The sequence below is a fragment of the Sorangium sp. So ce1153 genome (genome assembly GCF_051521595.1).
GTDB lineage: Bacteria > Myxococcota_A > Polyangia > Polyangiales > Polyangiaceae > Sorangium.
Genome location: NZ_CP150361.1, coordinates 828,924 through 846,532 on the forward strand (window position 1 = coordinate 828,924; position 17,609 = coordinate 846,532).

Sequence of the window (17,609 nt, forward strand, 5' to 3'; positions counted from 1 at the left end):
CGCGATCACATGTGTGCGTGGCCACAGATCAGGTGGCCAGGTCCGAGGCAATTCGTTAGGGCCCCAACGTTTTTCCTCGACCGGTCCGCCCTCCGGCCAGCAATGAAGCGGCGCGCCAGAATGCTGCGCCGCGACGGCAGGACGATGGAGCGACGCGCCACACGCTCGCGGTGAGCCCGAGTGTTTCCGAACGTAAAAGTCTTTGCAAACTTCAGGTCAACGGAGTAATTAAGCTCTTATAGCGGGGGATGTCGTGAATGCAGGCGGTCAAATCATCTCGACGAACAAGCAAGCGAGTAACAGCTTGCTTGGTCGATACCGCCTAGTCGCAAAATTAGGCCGCGGTGGAATGGCGGATGTGTTCCTCGCCGTCTCCCGCGGGCCTGGGTCGTTCAACAAGCTCGTTGTCGTGAAGTGCCTCCGCGTCGGGATGGCGGAGGACCCGCGCTACGTCCTGATGTTCCTGGACGAGGCCAAGCTATCGGCCCGGCTGAACCACCCGAACGTCATCCAGACCTACGAGATCGGCGGCGAGAGCGGCGGGTACTTCATCGTGATGGAGTACCTGGAGGGCCAGCCGCTCAAGGACATCGTCAGGGCGGTGGTGAGCGGCTGTCCCGGCGCCGCGAACTTCACGCGCGCGGCGTGGGTCAAGATCATCGCCGAGACGCTGCGCGGGCTGCACTACGCGCACGAGCTGACGGATTTCGACGGCCGGCTGCTCGGCATCGTGCACCGCGACGTCTCCCCGCACAACATCTTCGTCACGTACGACGGCGCGGTGAAGATCGTCGATTTCGGGGTCGCGAAGGCGTCCCTCAACGCCGCGCACACCGAGAGCGGAACCTTCAAGGGCAAGATGGCGTACGCCGCGCCCGAGCAGGCGATGGCGAGCGAGGACGTCGACCGGCGGGCTGACGTCTTCGCGATCGGCATCGTGCTCTGGGAGCTCCTCGCGATGCGCCGGCTGTTCGATGGCGATCATGTCGCCGTGATGCACCAGCTGCTCACGCGGGACATCCCCCGGCTCTCCACCGTCGTGCCGGACATCGACCCGGCGCTCGACGACATCGTGGCGACGGCTCTCCAGCGCGATCCGGCGCGACGGTTCGCCACCGCGCAGGAGATGGGCGACGCGCTGGAGAGCTACCTGCTCGTCTCGGGCGAGGACGTCCGCAACGAGCAGCTCGGCGCGTACGTGCTCGAGATGTTCGCCGAGAGCCGGGCGCTCGTCCGCCAGCAGGTCACCGCGCAGTTCGAGTACCTGACCTCGCTGGACGTCGCGGGCGATATCCAGCGCGCCTCGATGATCAGCGAGTTCCCTCGCGCCTCGATGGTCATGGGGATGAACCGCTCGATGTGGCCTTCCGCGACCGCGGCCTCGCTCCCCGTCCTCAGCGACCACAGCAGCCCTGGCCAGCGCCAGCACGAGCAGCCGGCGGCCGATCCGGACAGCCTGGGCGCGACCGTGGGCCGCGTCTCGCCCTGGCGCCAGCGCGGGTACCTCTTCACGGCGCTCGGCGCGGCTGCGCTGCTGGCCGCCGGGGCCGTCGCCATGGTCCAGGGGGGTGCGCAGCGGGACGGCCAGGCGCAGGTCCCGGATCCGGCGCCCATCACGGCGCCCTCGGCCGCTCCAGAGTTCACCGGCGTGAAGGCCAAGGTCACGATCAAGAGCGAGCCCTCCGACGCCAACGTGACGTGGAACGGGACGGAGCTCGGCAAGACGCCGCTCAACGTCGAGCTGCCCACGGGGATGCAGGTCGTCGTCGTGTCGCGGGCCGGGTGCTTCGACGAGTCGCTCTTTCTGCAGCTCTCCGAGTCGGATGTCGTCGAGCGCACTGTCTCGCTCCGGCGTCAGGAGATCACGACGATGCCCTCGAAGAAGGACTCGGCTTCTCGATAGCTGCGCGGTGCGAGCCAGGACGACGCGGCCAGCGAGACGCCGCGAGCGCCGGCGTCGGACGCGGGAGCGTGGCTCCACCATCCAGAAGCTGGGACGGTGGAGCCGAGGAGCTCCGGCGGAGGCTACTCCGTCTCGATGAGGCCGCAGCCGATGCGGCCGCCCGCGCTCGGGTCTGCCGCGGCGTGAACGACGATCGCGAACTGCGTCACGTCGGTGCTGGCGCCATCGCCGACGGTCCAGACGTCGGTGCCGCGCATGACCGTGTGCGTGCCCGCGCCGCTCGCGTCGCACGTGAAGCTGCCGAGTCCCTCCCCGTTGGGGATCCAGTGGGCGCCCGCGTCGTCAGCGTTGCTCCCGCAGCTCTTGTTCTCGTGGATATGCGCGGAGTGCTCGCCTTCAGGGCAGCCAGACACCGTGATGGTGAGCGTCACCTCGTCTCCGCTCTGCTCGAAGACCGCAGTCCCGGCCAGCTCGCTCGAGTTCACCCCCTCGAGCTCGGCCTCCGCGCGCGCGGACGCGCCGCCGCCGCTGCCGCCGTCACCACCGCCGCCGCCGCCATCACCGCCGCCGCTGCCGCCATCACCGCCGCCGCTGCCGCCGTCACCGCCGCCACCCGACGTGGACGCGCTCGTCGAGGCATCACCGCCGCCCGTCCCTGAGCCGCTCGCCGACGAGGTGCTCGTGCTGCTCGAGCCAGCGGACGTCTCGCCGTCATCTCCGCACGCCGTCAAGAGCGCGCTTGCGCCAAGGGCGAGCACCGAGAGCTTCAACCACCGTGACATAAGTCTCCTTTCCTCGGCCCGATCCGAGCGAGCACGCATTTGCTCGCTGGGCGCGGCCAAGCCATCGAGCGCACGAGTATGTCCCAACACGGCGGGCGTCCAAGGAGCTCGGCGCGAAAATCACACCCGGAGCGTCAAATAGGTCGATTGTTTGTGGTGGTGACAGAAAAATATAGACCTGCTGCGCGCCGTCGGTGCCTCGCCTGCACCGCGCGAGGCTATCCATGCTTGAGCGCCCGGGCGGACGCTGCCCTGACCGCGAGGCGCTCGTATTCGCGACCGAGCCAGTCGAGGAAACCCCGATTCCAGGGAGGGCCTTCGGGCCAGCCCTCGCGAATGCGGTCGGCGAGCTCGAGATCCCAGCTCCCGTAGAAGTCCACGAGCGCGTCGTGCGCCTTGCGGCCGGCCAGCGCTTCAGGGGCGCCGCGAGGCTCGCCCCCGTGCGCGAAGGCGTCGTCGCAGACGTAGTAATTGCATGTCGCCGCGCGCCGCTCCGGCGGGATGGTGCAGCCCTCGTGGCCGTGGAAAGCGCACCGCTTCGGCAGCGCTCGGCCGTCGCTGCCGCGGGGCTCGACGCGGAGGATGAGCAGGCCGCGCTGGCCAGGGCGCAGGCTGCCCGCCGCGATCTGCTCGAACAGCCAGCTTGCGCCGCCCAGCGACACGATCCTCCCGATGTCCGACCACTCGACGCCTGGCGGGCTGGCGCAGCAGCCGGTCGGCCCCTGCGGGCAGGCGCCGCAAAGCGTCGAGTGCACCCGCGTATGCGCGCCTGCGAGCTCCAGCCGGATCATCGCCCCTCCGGCGCTCCAGGATAACGGCGCTTCCCGCTCCGTCCAGCGGCCTTCCTCAGCCAGCCTGGCTCAGCCAGACAACGCGCCGCGGCCACGCGGCCTCGCGCGCCCGACGCGCGGGGCAGGGGACCCGGCGAGCGTCCGCGATCGGCGTCACCACACCCCCCTCACCGCGACGCCGCTGGCGGACGCGGTGATCTCGGTGCGCTGGTGCGTGAAGAGCGCGAACCCGAGCGTGCCGGCGGCCAGCACGCCGCCCGTGATGAAGCTGGCCGCGCCGAGCTCGCGCGCCGTGAACATGGTGTTCTCGTAGCTGGCGGCCTCCTTGCACTCGGGCGCGATGAGGCGAAGGCAGTTGTTGCCGCCGACGCTCCGCGCTGTCTCGTCCCGGTTCACCTCCGCCTCGTGCGCCACGACCATCAGCACCCCGCCGAGCGCCAGAAAGACCGTCGAGGCGGCGATCCCCCCCACGATGAGGCCGGTCCGCAGCCCGGAGCTCGGCGGCGCGCTCGCCAGCGCGGGGCCCCTCGTCGCCGTGGGCCTGAGCGCCGGAGCCGCCAGATCGAGCCGCACCTCGCGGACCTCTCCGCGGCGGACATCGATGTCGACCCTGACGGCGGCGCCGTTGAGCGTCGCGGCGATGGTGTGGTGTCCAGGGTTGACGGGAACGGGCCTGTCGCGCTCGACCGTGATCTGTTCGCCGTCGAGGGTGCAGGAAGCGCCGGAGGGAACGACGATGCGGATCTCGCCGACGAGCTGGCGCGCGCGCGCCAGGTCGAACAGCCGCGACTCGTAGAGCTCCCGCTCCTCCGGCGTGCTCGGGGGCCGCATGATCTCCTTGCAGAGCGACAGCCAGCGCACGGCAGCGGGCGCATCGCCGATCCGGTAGGAGAGCGCCCCGATGTTGCAGGCGGCGACCTGCGAGCGCTCCATCTTCCAGATCGCCTGCCACATCTCGCGCGACTCCGCGAAGTGGCCCTCGGCCTGCGCGGCGTTCGCCTGCGCGCGCAGGCGGCTCACGGCGCCTTCCACCGGCGCACGGGTGGGCTCGGCGCGACCAACGGATGAGAAAAAAAGAAGAGCGGCCGTAACGCGTAGTCCCGGGCCGAGTTGCGATATCCTGCTCACGGGGTAGGACCTCCTGGCCCGAGGTTCGGGTCGACCGCGCTCCCCAGGGCTCTCCTTCGGCGGCGCAGGCCGCGCAGCCTAGCAGAGGGAGCCGCCCTACGACTCGACTCTTCGTCTGCCGAACGCGCCAATCGCCTCTCGCCAAGGCACCTTCTCTATCTCGAGAGCCGGCGCGAGCGCCCGCCGGACAGCTGCCGCCGCGCGCCGCGCGTCGATCATCGAACGAGGGCCGTCAAGCCGCCGCAAGCCCTCGACCCCAGGCGCGCGCCGGATAAGGCGGCGCCTGAGGCGGCTCTGACGAAGCCGGGTCGGGAGAGAGAGGGGGACGACCGGGAATCTGATTACGCCTTGGGCGTAATCAGATGTTCCAGCCCGCGGAGCGGGATGTCCAGCCATTCAGGACGGTTGTTGAGCTCGTAGCCGAGCTCGTAGATGACCTTCTCGAGCATGTAGAAGTCGAGCAAGAGCACGGTGTCCGCGTCGCTGGCGGGCACGAACGGCGCTGTCTCGTCGGTCCGCGCCTCCGCCGTCGCCTGGGCGCGCGCGATCGTCTCGAGGTAGCCCGCGAGGTAGCTCGCGGAGACCCAGGCCACCCACGCGTCGGTCCACGGCTTGAGCAGGGTGACGTCCTCCGGCCGGAGGCGGCCGTCCCTGAGCGCCGCGGCGCCGGCGTAGTCGAACGAGCGCAGCATCCCGGACACGTCCCGCAGCGGGCCGCGCTTGTACCGGCGCTCGCTCAGCGGCCTCGCCGGCTCCCCCTCGAAGTCGATCAGGATGAAGTCGTCGCCCGTCGAGAGCACCTGGCCGAGGTGGAAGTCGCCGTGCGTCCGGATGCGGGTGACGTCGAACTTCCGCGACACGATCTGCTGGAGCTTCCCGTTGATCTCGGCCTCGCGCTGCAGCATCGCCGACACCTGCTCCCGCACGTTCTCGGGGAGCGAGCGCTCGCGCTTCCTCAGCAGCGCGAAGGTGCGCGCGAGCATGCCGTGCGCCGACTGGAAGATCGACTGCTGGTGCAGCGTCGTGAACGCCTGCTGACCGAACGCGGGGTCCTTGCTCTCCTTGCCGAGCGTGAGGTGGAGCTGCGCGGTGCGCTCGCCGAGCAGCCGCATCCTCACGAGCTCGGTGCCCATGAGCTGGTTCACGATCGGAGGCGGCGCCGTGCGCGACGCGTCGACCAGCGTGCCGGTCGGCATCGGCGGGGCGCTCCCCTTCACCGACTCCTCGTCGGCGAGCACCCGCTCGAAGAAGCGGTTCAGCGCCTCGAGCGTGCTCGTCCACGCGTCGCTCTGGCTCTGCACGTACTCCTGGAGCATCGCCACCGTGGTCGCCTCGCGACCGCGGGCCTGGTAGTCGATCGCCCCGGCGAGCCGCGGCGTGGCCGGGAACTGGTGCTCTGTCAGGAACCGGCCGATCTCGAGCTCCGGGTTGATGCCCTCCTCGACCTGCCGGAAGATCTTGAGCAGCAGCTTGTCGCCGTAGATGATGGTCGTGTTGCTCTGCTCGCTCTCGGCGATGCGCGCCGGGAGCTCTCCCTCCGCGCCGAGCACCTCGAGGGTCGTCCCGAGCGGCAGCGCGTGGAGCTCGCCGGCGGCGCCCGCCGCGACGCCCTGCGCCCGGATCGCGGCGAGGATCAGCGCGGCGAACTCCGGCGTCGCCAGCGCGTCGTACAGGATGCCCTCCGGCGCGGCCGCGCTCTCCGGGTCCGGGTCGCGCACCGTGACATCCGCGATCACCGCGTGGCGCGTGCGCGTCGCGAGCTCCCGCGCGCGATCGCCCGTCGCGAAGCCGATCGGCACGACGTACGTCTCCGGCGAGCCGTCCGTGTACTCGACGCGCACGAGCAGGATGAAGTGCTGCGCTGCCCCCCGCTCGTCGCGCACCATCGGGATCACGTCCGCGAGCGTCGTGGTGCGCCGGGTGCGCGCCTTTCCGCGGAACCAGCGGCGCACCGCGATGTACTTGCCGATCGCCGGCTCGAGCGCCCGGCGTCCCTCGGGGGAGAGGAGCGCCTGCCACGTGCCCTTCGTCGAGATCGCGGGCGCCGCCTGGCCATCGCCCGCGGACACCGCCGCGACCGCCGGCTCCAGCGAGAACCAGAAGAAGTCGTGCGGCCCGAGCGACAGCGAGTAGCAGCGGCTCCCGCTCGTGATCTCCGGGAAGCGGCTCCTGCCGAACAGCTCGACAGGCACCATGCCCGAGAAGCGCGTGAGGTCGAGCTCGACGTGCTGCGCGTAGCGCGAGAGGTTCGCCACGACGAGGAGCCGCTCGTCCCCGTACGCGCGGATGAACGCGAGCACCTTGTTGTTGTCCGGGTGCAGGAACTCGATCGTCCCGCGGCCGAGCACCTTGTACTGCTTGCGCAGGGTGATGAGCCGCTTCATCCACCAGAGGAGCGAGGCGGGGTTCTGCTGCTGAGCCTCGACGTTGATCGCCTCGTAGTGGTACTCGGGGTCGATGATGATCGGCAGGTAGAGCTTCTGCGGGTTCGCCCTGGAGAAGCCGGCGTTCCGGTCGGCGCTCCACTGCATCGGCGTGCGCACGCCGTCGCGGTCGCCGAGATAGATGTTGTCGCCCATCCCGATCTCGTCGCCGTAGTAGAGGACGGGCGTCCCCGGCAGCGAGAAGAGCAGCGCGTTCATCAGCTCGATCCTGCGCCGCGTCTTCATGAGCGGGGCGAGCCGCCGGCGGATGCCGAGGTTGATGCGCGCCGTGTGCTCCTGCGCGTAGACGCGGTACATGTAGTCCCGGTCCTCGTCGGTCACCATCTCGAGCGTCAGCTCGTCGTGGTTCCGGAGGAACGTCGCCCACTGGCAGTTCTCGTGGACCTGGGGCGTCTGCTTCAGGATGTTGACGATGGGGAAGCTGTCCTCGAGCTCCACCGCCATGAACATCCTGGGCATGAGCGGGAAGTGGAAGTTCATGTGACACTCGTCGCCGTCCCCGAAGTACGCGGCGGCGTCGGCGGGCCACTGGTTGGCCTCGGCGAGGAGCATGCGATCGGAGAAGTTCGCGTCGATGTGGCGCCTGAGCTTCTTCAGGAACTCGTGCGTCTCCGGCAGGTTCTCGCAGTTCGTCCCGTCGCGCTCGTAGAGGTACGGCACGGCGTCGAGCCGGAGCCCGTCGACGCCCATCTCCAGCCAGAAGTCGACCACCTTGAACACGGCGGCGTGCACGTCCGGGTTCTCGAAGTTGAGGTCGGGCTGGTGGGAGTAGAAGCGGTGCCAGTAATAGGCGTTGGCCACCGGATCCCAGGCCCAGTTCGACGTCTCGAAGTCCTTGAAGATGATCCGGGCGTCCTTGTAGCGGTGGGGCGTGTCGCTCCACACGTAGAAGTCGCGCCAGCGCGAGCCCTTCGGAGAGGTCCGCGCCCGCTGGAACCACTCGTGCTCGTTCGAGGTGTGGTTCAGGACGAGCTCGGTGATGACGCGGATGTCGCGGCGGTGCGCCTCGCGCAGCAGGCGGGCGAACTCGCGCCGCGTCCCGTAAGACGGGTTGATGTTGGTGTAGTCCGCGATGTCGTATCCGCCGTCGCGCAGCGGCGAGGGGTAGAAAGGCAAGAGCCAGATCGCGGTGACGCCGAGATCCTGGAGATAGTCGAGCTTTTCAACGAGCCCCTCGAAGTCGCCGATGCCGTCGGCGTTCGAGTCGCTGAACGCGCGGACATGGAGCTCGTAGATGATCGCGTCCTTGTACCAGAGGGCGCTGCCTTCAGCGGGAGGGGGCTTCTGATCCTGGCTCATGTCTGCTCCGACGGATGCGCGTTATCCACGCGACGACGCCGGGCGCACAGGATTCAGCGGTACGGGCCTGATGCGGCGTGAGCCGCCACCCGGGCCAGAAGAGGCCAGGAGGCAAGGCACGCTGCGGAGGTCCACCGCTGGGCGCGCACTGCCGTCCCACGCAGGTGACGCGGATCACGTGTATAGTTTAGCTACTTGGAATTGCAAGACCGCGCGGGCCCGACCTCGGATAGCACGCATCGTGCGGGGCGCAAAGCGCTGCGGCGGCGTTGATCGACGTCGAACGACGCCGCCTGCTGTCGAGATCGCTGCTTCGCGCGCTCGGCCCACACGTCGAACCCCAGCCGGTGTAAGAAGCCCAGGCACCTCGTTCTGCCATCGGGCGAGCTCATGCCCATCGAAGGAGCATTCTCAATGATGCGTGTCTTCCACGTACTCCCGCTCTGCCTCGCCGCGCTCGGAGCGCTCGCGTGCTCGTCGACGCCCGAGCCGACGACGGACCCGAGCAACCCGTGCCCGCCGGGCCAGTGGTGCGCCGCGGCCGTGCCGACCACGCCCGCGACCGCGGTGCCCACCGCGACCGCCACCACCACGGCGCCCGCGGGCACCGCCGCCACGCCGGTCCCGCCGGTCGCCGCGGTGGCCGCCACGCCCATCCTGCAGGGGATGGGCACGACGGAGGCCCCGGGGATGAAGGCGGACGGCGGGCCGTTCGCGGGGCAGTTCCAGGAGGGCCAGTCGCTCGAGCAGCAGATCAACATCTCGCCCGGCAAGTGCTACACGGTCGTCGGCATCGGCATCGGGGTCCAGGAGCTCGACATCCAGCTCGTCTCGCAGCCGGCGCCCGCGCTGCCGCCCGTCGTCCTCGCGCAGGACAGCACCACGGGCGCCGCGGCGACGCTCGGCGGCAAGGCCTCGGGCTGCTGGAAGAACCCGCTGCCGATCGGCGGACCGGGCAAGGTGATCCTCAAGGCGACGAAGGGCGCGGGCATCGCGGCCGCGCAGGTCTTCTCGAAGTGACGCTCCCCCGCCGCGCGACGGCGCGACGCTCGCGCGTGGACCCGCGCCCGCGCGCCGCCCTGCGCGCGACGCTCCCTATTCACGCCGCCCGCGTCCTCCCCTAAAAACAGGCGAGCGCGGCTGCGGTCGCGCGCGACGCCATGAGCGAGACCGTCTTCCTCGGCCCCGACGCCAGCTGCGCCATCGCGACGTCGCGCTGGGATTGGCTGTCGTCGCGGCTCCCGCCGGACCTCGAGGAGCAGGCGGTGCGGCGCGTCGCGTGGATGTCGCTCTGCACGGTCGTCGTGGGCGCCTTCGGGTTCATCGTCTCGGAGCTCGTCCCGAGCCTCCAGCTCGGCCCTCACCCGATCCGCTTCGCGGTCTACCTGCCGTTCATGCTCGTCTCGGCCGCGCTCTTCGTCGTCGCGCGGCGGAGGCTCCTCTCGCCGGCGCGGATCGTCGACCTCTCGTTCGCCTACAAGGTCCTGGGCGCCGCCTCGATCGCGGTCGTCTCGAACGCGCAGCCGTGGCCGGCGGGGCCGATGCTGCCGGGCTGGTCGCCCGTGGCCATATGGGTGCTGATGTTCCCCATCATCGTCCCCGGCCCGAGCGTGCGCACGCTGTTCACGTCGACGCTGGCGATCCTCACCGAGCCGGCGTTCCTCTGGGTGCTCGTCCGGTCGGGCTTCATGGAGCTGCCGTCGCGCGACGCGATGATCCGCCGCTTCTTCCCGAGCGTCATCGCGCTGGCGCTCTCCGTGTTCGTGTCGCGCGTCGTGTTCGGGCTCGGGCGCAAGCTCGACGCGGCGCGGGAGCTCGGCAGCTACCGCCTCGTCGAGCGGCTCGGCGGCGGCGGCATGGGCGAGGTGTGGCGGGCGAAGCACCGGATGCTCGCGCGCCCGGCCGCCGTGAAGCTGATCCGGCCGGAGGCGTTCCAGGGCGGGGCGGCGAGCTACGGTACCGCGAAGCTGCGGTTCGAGCGCGAGGCGCAGGCGACCGCCGCCCTCCGGTCGCCGCACACGATCGGCATCTTCGACTTCGGCGTCGCCCGCGACGGGTCGTTCTATTACGTGATGGAGCTGCTCGACGGCATGGACCTCGAGACGCTCGTCAAGCTGGACGGCCCGCAGCCGCCCGCGCGGGTGGTCCACCTGCTCCGGCAGGCCTGCCACTCGCTGCACGAAGCGCACAAGGCGTTCCTCGTGCACCGCGATATCAAGCCCGCCAACCTGTTCTTGTGCCGCTACGGCGCGGACCTCGATTTCCTGAAGGTGCTCGATTTCGGGCTGGTGGCCGAGCGCAGGAAGGACGTGGCCCCGTCCACGTTGACCGAGGACAACGCGATCACCGGCACGCCGGCATTCATGGCCCCGGAGGTGGTGCTCGGCGACCGCCCGGTCGACGGCCGGACCGACATCTACGCGCTCGGGTGCGTCGCGTACTGGCTGCTCACGGGCGCGCTCGTGTTCGAGGCCGAGACGGCGATGAAGACGGTGCTGCTCCACGCGACCGAGGCGCCCGTCGCGCCGTCGAAGCGGGCGGCGCGCACGATCCCGCCGGCGCTCGACCGCATCGTGCTCGACTGCCTGGAGAAGGACCCGGCGAGGCGGCCGCGGTCGGCGCGCGAGCTGTCCGAGCGGCTCGCCGCGCTGCACATGGACGCCGAGTGGACCGAGCAGCACGCGGCGGCGTGGTGGGAGGCGGTCGCGCCGCCCTCGCTGCCGGGCCGGCCGGCCAGGGCCGCGGTCGACGCCTTCGGCTGAGCCCCGCGCCGTCAGCGGGCGCGCTGTCAGCGGGCGCGCCGTCAGCGGATGTTGAAGTCGACCGTCATCAGCTGGCCGCCGCGCTCGAGCGCGACGGACAGGTGGTCCGCGGTCCGGAGCCGCGCGTACGCCTCGAGCGCCTTCTGCGGATCGGTGAGGCTGAAGCCGTTGATCGACCTCAGGGAGTCGCCGCTCTCCAGCCCGAGCGACTCGAGCAGCGAGCCCCGCTTGATCCTGAGCTTCAGCCCGACGACCTGGTCCCCTTGCCGCTCCGGGATCACCCGGGCGGAGCGCATGAGGAGCGCCTGCTGCTCGAGGATCTGGTCCACGGCCGATCGGTCGACGTTGAACTCCGTGGCGCTCACCCGCCGGATGCGCGCGGCGATCTCGGGCGGAACCGAGCTCAGGTTGGCCTCGCCGCCGACCGGCTTCGCCTGGGGCCGGGGCTGCGGCGCCGGCGCCTCGTTCGGCGCCGGCGCCCCCCCGCCCGCGGTCTTTCCGAGCTGCAGCTGACAGCGCGCGCCGCCCGCGGTGAGCCAGACGCGGTCCCAGGCGATGCGCGCGAGCGTGCCGCCGGGCGTGTCGCCGCCGAGCCGCTGGAGCTGCGTCCGTCCGTCGGGACCCGCGATCGCAGCGAACGACCACGCGGCGTCCTCCGACGCCGCGATGAGCACGACGCGTCCGGCGTCGCAGAGGGGATCGCTCCATGGGTCGCCGTTCGTCGTGGGCGCGCGCTCGTCGTGGGCGCCGCCTGGCGGCTGGAGGAGCGGCCCCGTGGCCGAGTCGAACGGGTTGCGCCGCAGGATCGCCTCCGCGCTCGTCGCGTGCAGGCCGCCGTCGTGCGGCGCGCGGCCCGAGGCCGAGGGGAGGGAAGACAGCCTGGCGGCGCTGTCCGGGATGATCGTCTTCCCGACCAAGTGCGAGACCCCCGCCGCCTGAAAGTAGGCGGCGGACGCGATCATCGTGCCCGCGATCCACGGGAAGTGGTGCTTCACGGCCGCATCCAGGTCCACGGATCCTGCTCTTTCCGGGGTTCGCGCGCGCGGCTGCCGCCGGAGCGAGCGCCGCGCGCACGCCGGCGCGTGGCGACCGTGCACGATGTCGCCACCGACGCGCCCCCCCCAGGAGGCACAGCACCGTGCGTGCCGGCCTGCGCGCCGGCGCGACCCGCGCGCGAGCGCCCGCCGCAACGCGCCTTGACCCGAACGGATCGGCGCGCTTCAGCGCGCGCGCGCGCCGCGCCGGGAACCCGAACGGATCGGCGCGCTTCAGCGCGCGCGCGCGCCGCGCCGGGAACCCGAACGGATCGGCGCGCTTCAGCGCGCGCGCGCGCCGCGCCGGGGACCCGGACGGATCGGCGCGCTCCGACGCGCGCCGCGCCGGGGCTCAGGAAGAGGGGGTGGTCGGGGACCGTGTCAGCCCGCGAGCGGCTCGCTCAGGGCTTCTTCTCGGGCGCGCTGGCGGCGGCCGTCTTCGCGGACTCTCCGCGCCCGCGCCGGTACACCCAGGCGGCGAGGATCTTCCTGTCGCTCGCGGAGATCTTCTCCTCGAAGGCCGGCATGTGGCCCTCCAGGTCCTTCGACATGGCCGCCGGCGGGTAGGCCTTGCCGCTGCCGGGGTTCGTGATCTGCGCCTCGATCCACGCGACCGAGGCCCAGCCGCGGAGCTCGGGGGCGGCGGACTCCTCGTCGTCGGTCTTGCCGTCGAGCCGGTGGCAGCTCGTGCACCGCTGCCGGACCATCTTCTCTCCCGGCGTCCCGGCGCCAGGCTCCCCGCGCGCCTGCGCCTCCAGGAACGCGGCGATCGTCTCCTGGTCGGCCGCGCTCATCGGCGTGAACACCTTCGCCGCCTCGGGATCCGCGGGCGGCTTGATCACCGACGGCATCATCTCCTTGAATGCCGTCTTGCCGAAGAGGTGGTCGGCGTCGGGGTCCCTCAGCACCTCGAGCGCCCAGGCCTTCGTCCCGAACCCGGTGAGATCCGGCGCGGTCTGCTTCTCCTTCGGCGGGCCGAGATCGTTCAGCCGGTGGCAGCTCGCGCACTCCTTCTTGTAGAGGTCCTCGCCGCGCGTCTCCGGGTCGTTCCGGAGCATCGCGAGCGCGCCCTCGGGCGGGACGCCCTGCTTGAACAGCGTGATCGCGCGCGCGGTCCGCTCTGCGCTCTGCGCCTGCGAGCGCTGGAAGCCCTCGTCCTTCCGGTCGGACAGGTACGACTTCGCGAGGAGGCCGGCGGCCCCGAGGCCGACGAGGAACAGCGGCGCGAGCGCCGGCAGCCGCGCGCGGAGCGGGCCGGGCTTCCTGTCGATGAACGGGAGCAGCGCGAGGTAGAGCCCGAGCACGCCCGGGATGCCGACGGTGGCGATGAGCTCCAGCTGGCCGGGGAAGAACTTGCGCAGCTCGAAGAGCGGGCGGAAGTACCACGCCGGGCGGGCGGTGTAGTCGCTGACCGGGTCCGCGGGCGCCTCGAGGGGCGCGCCGTGCTCGACGGCCGCGAGGTCGAAGAGGACGACGAGCACGATCGCCCCGGCCAGCAGGATCATGCCGAGCTGCTTCGGGAAGAACCGGTCCACCCTCCGGAGATCGGCGCCGTGGGGCGGGCTGTAGCCGTGCTTGCGGAACAGCGCGAAGCTCGCGGCGAGCAGCAGGGCCGTGACCGCCGGCAGCACGAAGACGTGCAGGCTGTAGAGCCGCGTCAGGGTCATGTGACCGAGCGAGGTGCCGCCGACGACGATCTGCTGCGTGAACGACCCGACGACGGGGACCGCGCCCATGATGCCCGTCTCGACGCGCGCGCCCCAGTAGCCGTCCTGGTCCCACGGGAGCGGGTTGCCCGTGAAGGCGAAGCCGAGGATCACCCCGAGCAGGCCGAGCCGCAGGAGCCAGTTGATCTCGCGCGGCGCGCGGTACGCGCCGTGGATCGCGATCTGCGCCACGTGGATCGCGATCAGGATGACCAGCGCCTGCGCGCCGAAGTAGTGCAGGCCCCGGACGAGCCAGCCGGCGCGCAGCGTGAAGTTGATGTGCGCGACGCTCGCCCACGCGGTCGTCGCGCTCGGCGCGTACGCCGACGTGAGCAGCGCGCCCGTGACCGCCTCGACGAGCAGCAGCAGCGCGATCGCGCCCCCCCAGACGTAGCCGATGCGGGCGCCGCCCGGGATCGGCTCGTCGAGAAGGCGGCGGATCGGCTCCCGGTGACCGATGCGTTCGTCCAACCAGTCGCCGAGGCTCACCCTGCGATCTCCTGGAGCTCGGCGGTCCCGTCACGGTAGCGCCGGAAGTCCACCTCGACCCAGCCGTCCACGACCCGCGTCGCCAGCGGATCCATGGCGCGCGGGGACGGTCCCGTCTCGGGCACGCCCGACAGGGCGAAGCGCGACGCGTGGCACGGGCAGTTGAAGCTCTTCTTGTCGCCGTTGAGCTCGATCCCGCAGCCGAGGTGGGGGCACGTTGCGCTCATCGCGCGGATCTTCTCGCCCTCGCGGATGACCCAGATCGCGCCGAGCATCTGATCCTTCGCGACCGTGAAGGCGTCGCGCTCCTCGCCGACCACCTTGAGGCGGCGCGGCTCGCCCGGCGGGAGATCCGCGAGGCGCCCGACCCGGACCCAGCGCTCGCGCCCACCGGTGGAGGCGGCGGCGTTGCCAGTGGCGGGGCCGGTGACGAAGGTCGCCGCCGGGGCGGCGAGCGCGCCCGCGTACGCCAGACCGCCAATCGCCACGAGCGCCTTCAGGGCGCCGCGCCGCTCCTCGGGGGGCGGGCCGCCGAGCGGCGCGCCCGGGCCCGCGGGCACCCCGTGCGCGCCGGGCTCATGCGGCAATCCATATCCGAGGTACCCACCGGCACCAGGTTCCTTTTGCGTCGGCTCTGCCATCTCGTAGGCTCTCCCTCGCTCGCGCCGCTCTCCGAGCGCCCACCCAGACTCGGAGCGGGCGCCCGGCGGCCGGAGCGGACGGCAGCATATCGAAAACACAGGCGTAACGTTGAATCCTCGCCATCGCGCACACCGCGGCGACCGCATCGCCGCCGGCTCAACCGAAAGTTACCTTTCAGGTGTCCAGGACCCGCTGGTACGAACCCTCGCCGCGGCGCTCGTCACGTCCGCCGCCCTCGGGGTCTCCGCCTGCACTGCCTCCCGCCAGCCCCCGCCGTGCACGCGCCCCGACCTCAGCGGGTGCGCCATCGAGGACGTCTCGTTCGAAGGCGGCGAGGTGATCAGCGGCGACGAGCTCGCCGATCGCATCGCGACGGCCGAGAGCTCGCACCTGCTCGGCGGCGCTTTCGAGCGCGTGCCGATCCTGAGCATCTGGGACGCGCTCACGGTCGAGTACGAGCGCTTCGACCGGTTCGTCCTCGAGCGGGACATGGCCCGCATCGAGCGGTACTACCGGGCGCGCGGCTTCTACAACGCGCGGGCGCGCGCGGCCCGGGTGCAGCGCGCGGGCGGCCCCGACAAGGAGGGGCGCGTGCGGGTGCGCATCGTCGTCTCCGAGGGAGAGCCGGTGAAGGTCGCGTCGGTGGACCTCCAGTGGCGCGACTGGACCCTGGAGAAGGGCAAGGACATCGCCCGGCCGGTGACCGAGGCGAAGGGGCAGCTCAAGGTCGGCGAGCGCCTGGACGAGGATCAGTACGAGGAGCTCAAGAAGACGCTGCTGCGGGTCCTCACGGATCGCGGCTTCGCCTACGCGACCGTCGAGGGGCACGTCGACGTCGACCTCGTGAAGAACCAGGCGGCCGTCCGCTACACGATCGAGCTCGGCCCGGAGTGCACGTTCGGCAAGGTCAACCTGAAGGGGCTCGGCGAGATCCCGGAGGCGCCCGTCCGGACGGCGATCGGCATCGAGGAGGGCGAGCGGTTCTCGACCGCGGTGCTCGCGGAAGCGGAGCAGGCGCTCGCCGACTTCGGCGTGTTCGGCGCCGTCGCCGTGAAGCCCGAGCTCGCGCCGCCCGGGCAGCCGAGGAGCCCCGTCGTCCCCGTGACCTTCTCCGTGGAGCCGGCCGCGCTGCGCGCCGTGCGGCTCGGCGGCGGCGCCGAGGTCGGCTCGCGCATCGAGACGCACCTCGTCGCCGGGTGGGAGGATCGCAACTTCCTCGGGGGGTTGCGCCGCTTCAACGTCGAGGCCCGGCCGGGGCTGGTCTTCTATCCGCTGGAGTTCTCGAGCCTGTTCGGCACCGAGCTGAAGGACGACTTCCGCCTCCTGCCGGAGATCCAGCTGCGGTCCGAGCTCCGCCAGCCGGGGGCCTTCGAGCGGCGTACGGCCGCGGTGCTGCGCGGCTCGTTCAAGCTCTACTGCCCGCAGACCGGGGAATACTGCAACCCGCCCAAGCCCCTCAAGCCGCAGAACGCCGAGCAGCAGGAGCAGACCCAGCCGGAAGAGAAGCCCGAGCACTCGATCGTCGGCTACCGCGAGTACATCGGATCCATCGGCCTGGAGCGGCCTTTTCTGAAATCGGACCTGAACGCTTCCCTTCTGTACAACGTTCAGCTGAACAGCCCGTTCACCTACAACCCGGCGCCGCTGCCCGCGGGCTTCGGGACCATCTTCATCCCCTACCTCCAGGCGCTCGTGTCCTATGACCGCCGCCTGAACCGGGCGGGGAAGCCCGACAGGCTCAGCCCCCATCACGGTTACTACGTCGCGCTCGATGCTCAGCTGGCTGGCTACCTCGCGTTCGACACCGCGATAGCGAAGACGCTGGTCGGCAAGACGGTCGTCGATGCGAACAAGTTCCACGACGCGCGCGACATCCGTCTACAGCCCGAGTTTCGCGGTTACCTTCCCGTCTCGAGGAAGTGGACCCTCGGCTTCCGCCTGATGACCGGGTGGTTGTTCCCGACCAACCCGAATCTCGAGTACGGCGAGGCGTCCTTTGACCCGACCCGGTGCGACACCGACGCGAGCAGCGAGGAGAGGGCGCGGTGCGGGGCCGACCTTCAGCTGATGCAGTTCCGCGGGTTCTTCAGCGGTGGCGCGACGAGCAATCGCGGATACGGCTACAACGAGGTCGGCCCGCACGCCCGCGTGCCGAGCCCGACGGCCCCGAGCACCATGGATGGCACGAGCAGACCCGAAGCTCCGCTGGTCCCGATCGGCGGCCGGCTGCTCTGGGAGGCGAGCCTGGAGCTCCGGATGCAGCTCGGAGAGAGCTTCGGCACCGTGGTCTTTCTCGACGCCGGGGACGTCACGCGAGAGCACAAGCTGTTCCGCTCAGGGGCGCAGCGCCCGCATCTCTCGGCCGGCGTCGGGCTGCGCTACGTCACGCCCGTGGGCCCGCTCCGCCTGGACGTTGGCTACCGCGTCCCCTGCATGCAGGTGATCGGCATGTGTTACCAGACCATGGAGGAAGCGGCCAAAGACGGCAAGAGCTGGCCCGAGGGCGAGGGCAACCCGAGCCTGCTGTTCGACGTGCTCCCCATCGCCGTGAACCTGGCGATCGGCGAGGCGTTCTGATGTGAAGGAAGCCGCCCGGCGGCACCGGGCGGCGGCGCGGCCGGCGCTCATC

General features: G+C 71.0%; 11 protein-coding genes. 4 read left to right on the top strand and 7 right to left on the bottom strand.

The window, feature by feature from the left end:
- The first annotated feature begins 349 nt into the window (after window positions 1–349).
- Window positions 350–1,903: a serine/threonine protein kinase gene (locus WME85_RS02940; RefSeq protein WP_437835137.1), complete on the top strand. Its 1,554-nt coding sequence runs from the start codon at window positions 350–352 to the stop codon at window positions 1,901–1,903.
- A 122-nt stretch (window positions 1,904–2,025) separates the two neighbouring features.
- On the opposite strand, the gene WME85_RS02945 is transcribed toward WME85_RS02940, so the two are convergent.
- From WME85_RS02945 to treS, 4 genes are all read right to left on the bottom strand, one after another.
- Window positions 2,026–2,685, bottom strand: a complete 660-nt coding sequence (locus WME85_RS02945; RefSeq protein ID WP_437835139.1) for a superoxide dismutase family protein — start codon at window positions 2,683–2,685, stop codon at window positions 2,026–2,028.
- Window positions 2,686–2,903: 218 nt separating this feature from the next.
- Window positions 2,904–3,440 carry a hypothetical protein gene (locus tag WME85_RS02950; protein ID WP_437835141.1) on the bottom strand — a complete coding sequence of 179 codons (537 nt, stop codon included), beginning with the start codon at window positions 3,438–3,440 and terminating at the stop codon, window positions 2,904–2,906.
- 189 nt (window positions 3,441–3,629) lie between these two features.
- The gene (locus WME85_RS02955; protein WP_437835143.1) at window positions 3,630–4,496 is read right to left on the bottom strand and encodes a hypothetical protein; all 867 of its coding nucleotides are present in this window, start codon (window positions 4,494–4,496) and stop codon (window positions 3,630–3,632) included.
- A 449-nt stretch (window positions 4,497–4,945) separates the two neighbouring features.
- A complete protein-coding gene (gene treS, locus WME85_RS02960) occupies window positions 4,946–8,347 on the bottom strand; it encodes a maltose alpha-D-glucosyltransferase (RefSeq protein WP_437835145.1) in 3,402 nt (1,133 codons plus the stop codon).
- A 414-nt stretch (window positions 8,348–8,761) separates the two neighbouring features.
- On the opposite strand from treS, the gene WME85_RS02965 reads away from it, so the two are divergent.
- Window positions 8,762–9,367: a hypothetical protein gene (locus WME85_RS02965; protein ID WP_437307522.1), complete on the top strand. Its 606-nt coding sequence runs from the start codon at window positions 8,762–8,764 to the stop codon at window positions 9,365–9,367.
- A 140-nt stretch (window positions 9,368–9,507) separates the two neighbouring features.
- Entirely contained in the window at window positions 9,508–11,109 is a 1,602-nt protein-coding gene (locus WME85_RS02970; protein WP_437835148.1) for a serine/threonine-protein kinase, read from the top strand.
- A 41-nt stretch (window positions 11,110–11,150) separates the two neighbouring features.
- Here the strand turns inward: WME85_RS02970 and gspC are convergent, their stop codons facing one another.
- The 3 genes from gspC to WME85_RS02985 all read right to left on the bottom strand — a co-directional run bounded on the left by gspC (window position 11,151) and on the right by WME85_RS02985 (window position 14,925).
- Window positions 11,151–12,122, bottom strand: coding sequence for a type II secretion system protein GspC (gspC, locus tag WME85_RS02975; RefSeq protein WP_437835150.1), 972 nt, complete (start codon window positions 12,120–12,122; stop codon window positions 11,151–11,153).
- Window positions 12,123–12,544: 422 nt separating this feature from the next.
- A complete protein-coding gene (locus WME85_RS02980; protein ID WP_437835152.1) occupies window positions 12,545–14,338 on the bottom strand; it encodes a cytochrome b N-terminal domain-containing protein in 1,794 nt (597 codons plus the stop codon).
- On the bottom strand, window positions 14,335–14,925 hold the full coding sequence (locus tag WME85_RS02985; RefSeq protein WP_437835154.1) for a ubiquinol-cytochrome c reductase iron-sulfur subunit: 591 nt from the start codon (window positions 14,923–14,925) through the stop codon (window positions 14,335–14,337). The genes WME85_RS02980 and WME85_RS02985 overlap by 4 nt, the downstream gene beginning before the upstream one ends.
- 163 nt (window positions 14,926–15,088) lie before the next feature.
- Between WME85_RS02985 and WME85_RS02990 the strand changes: the two genes are divergently transcribed.
- Window positions 15,089–17,557 carry a BamA/OMP85 family outer membrane protein gene (locus WME85_RS02990; protein ID WP_437835156.1) on the top strand — a complete coding sequence of 823 codons (2,469 nt, stop codon included), beginning with the start codon at window positions 15,089–15,091 and terminating at the stop codon, window positions 17,555–17,557.
- Window positions 17,558–17,609: the final 52 nt, after the last annotated feature.

What these genes read in the sequence shown, in the direction of transcription:
- treS (WP_437835145.1), bottom strand. Translation starts at nt 8,347, where the DNA reads ATGAGCCAGGATCAGAAGCCCCCTCCCGCTGAAGGCAGCGCCCTCTGG.
- WME85_RS02945 (WP_437835139.1), bottom strand. Translation starts at nt 2,685, where the DNA reads ATGTCACGGTGGTTGAAGCTCTCGGTGCTCGCCCTTGGCGCAAGCGCG.
- WME85_RS02965 (WP_437307522.1), top strand. Translation starts at nt 8,762, where the DNA reads ATGATGCGTGTCTTCCACGTACTCCCGCTCTGCCTCGCCGCGCTCGGA.
- WME85_RS02940 (WP_437835137.1), top strand. Translation starts at nt 350, where the DNA reads ATGGCGGATGTGTTCCTCGCCGTCTCCCGCGGGCCTGGGTCGTTCAAC.
- WME85_RS02970 (WP_437835148.1), top strand. Translation starts at nt 9,508, where the DNA reads ATGAGCGAGACCGTCTTCCTCGGCCCCGACGCCAGCTGCGCCATCGCG.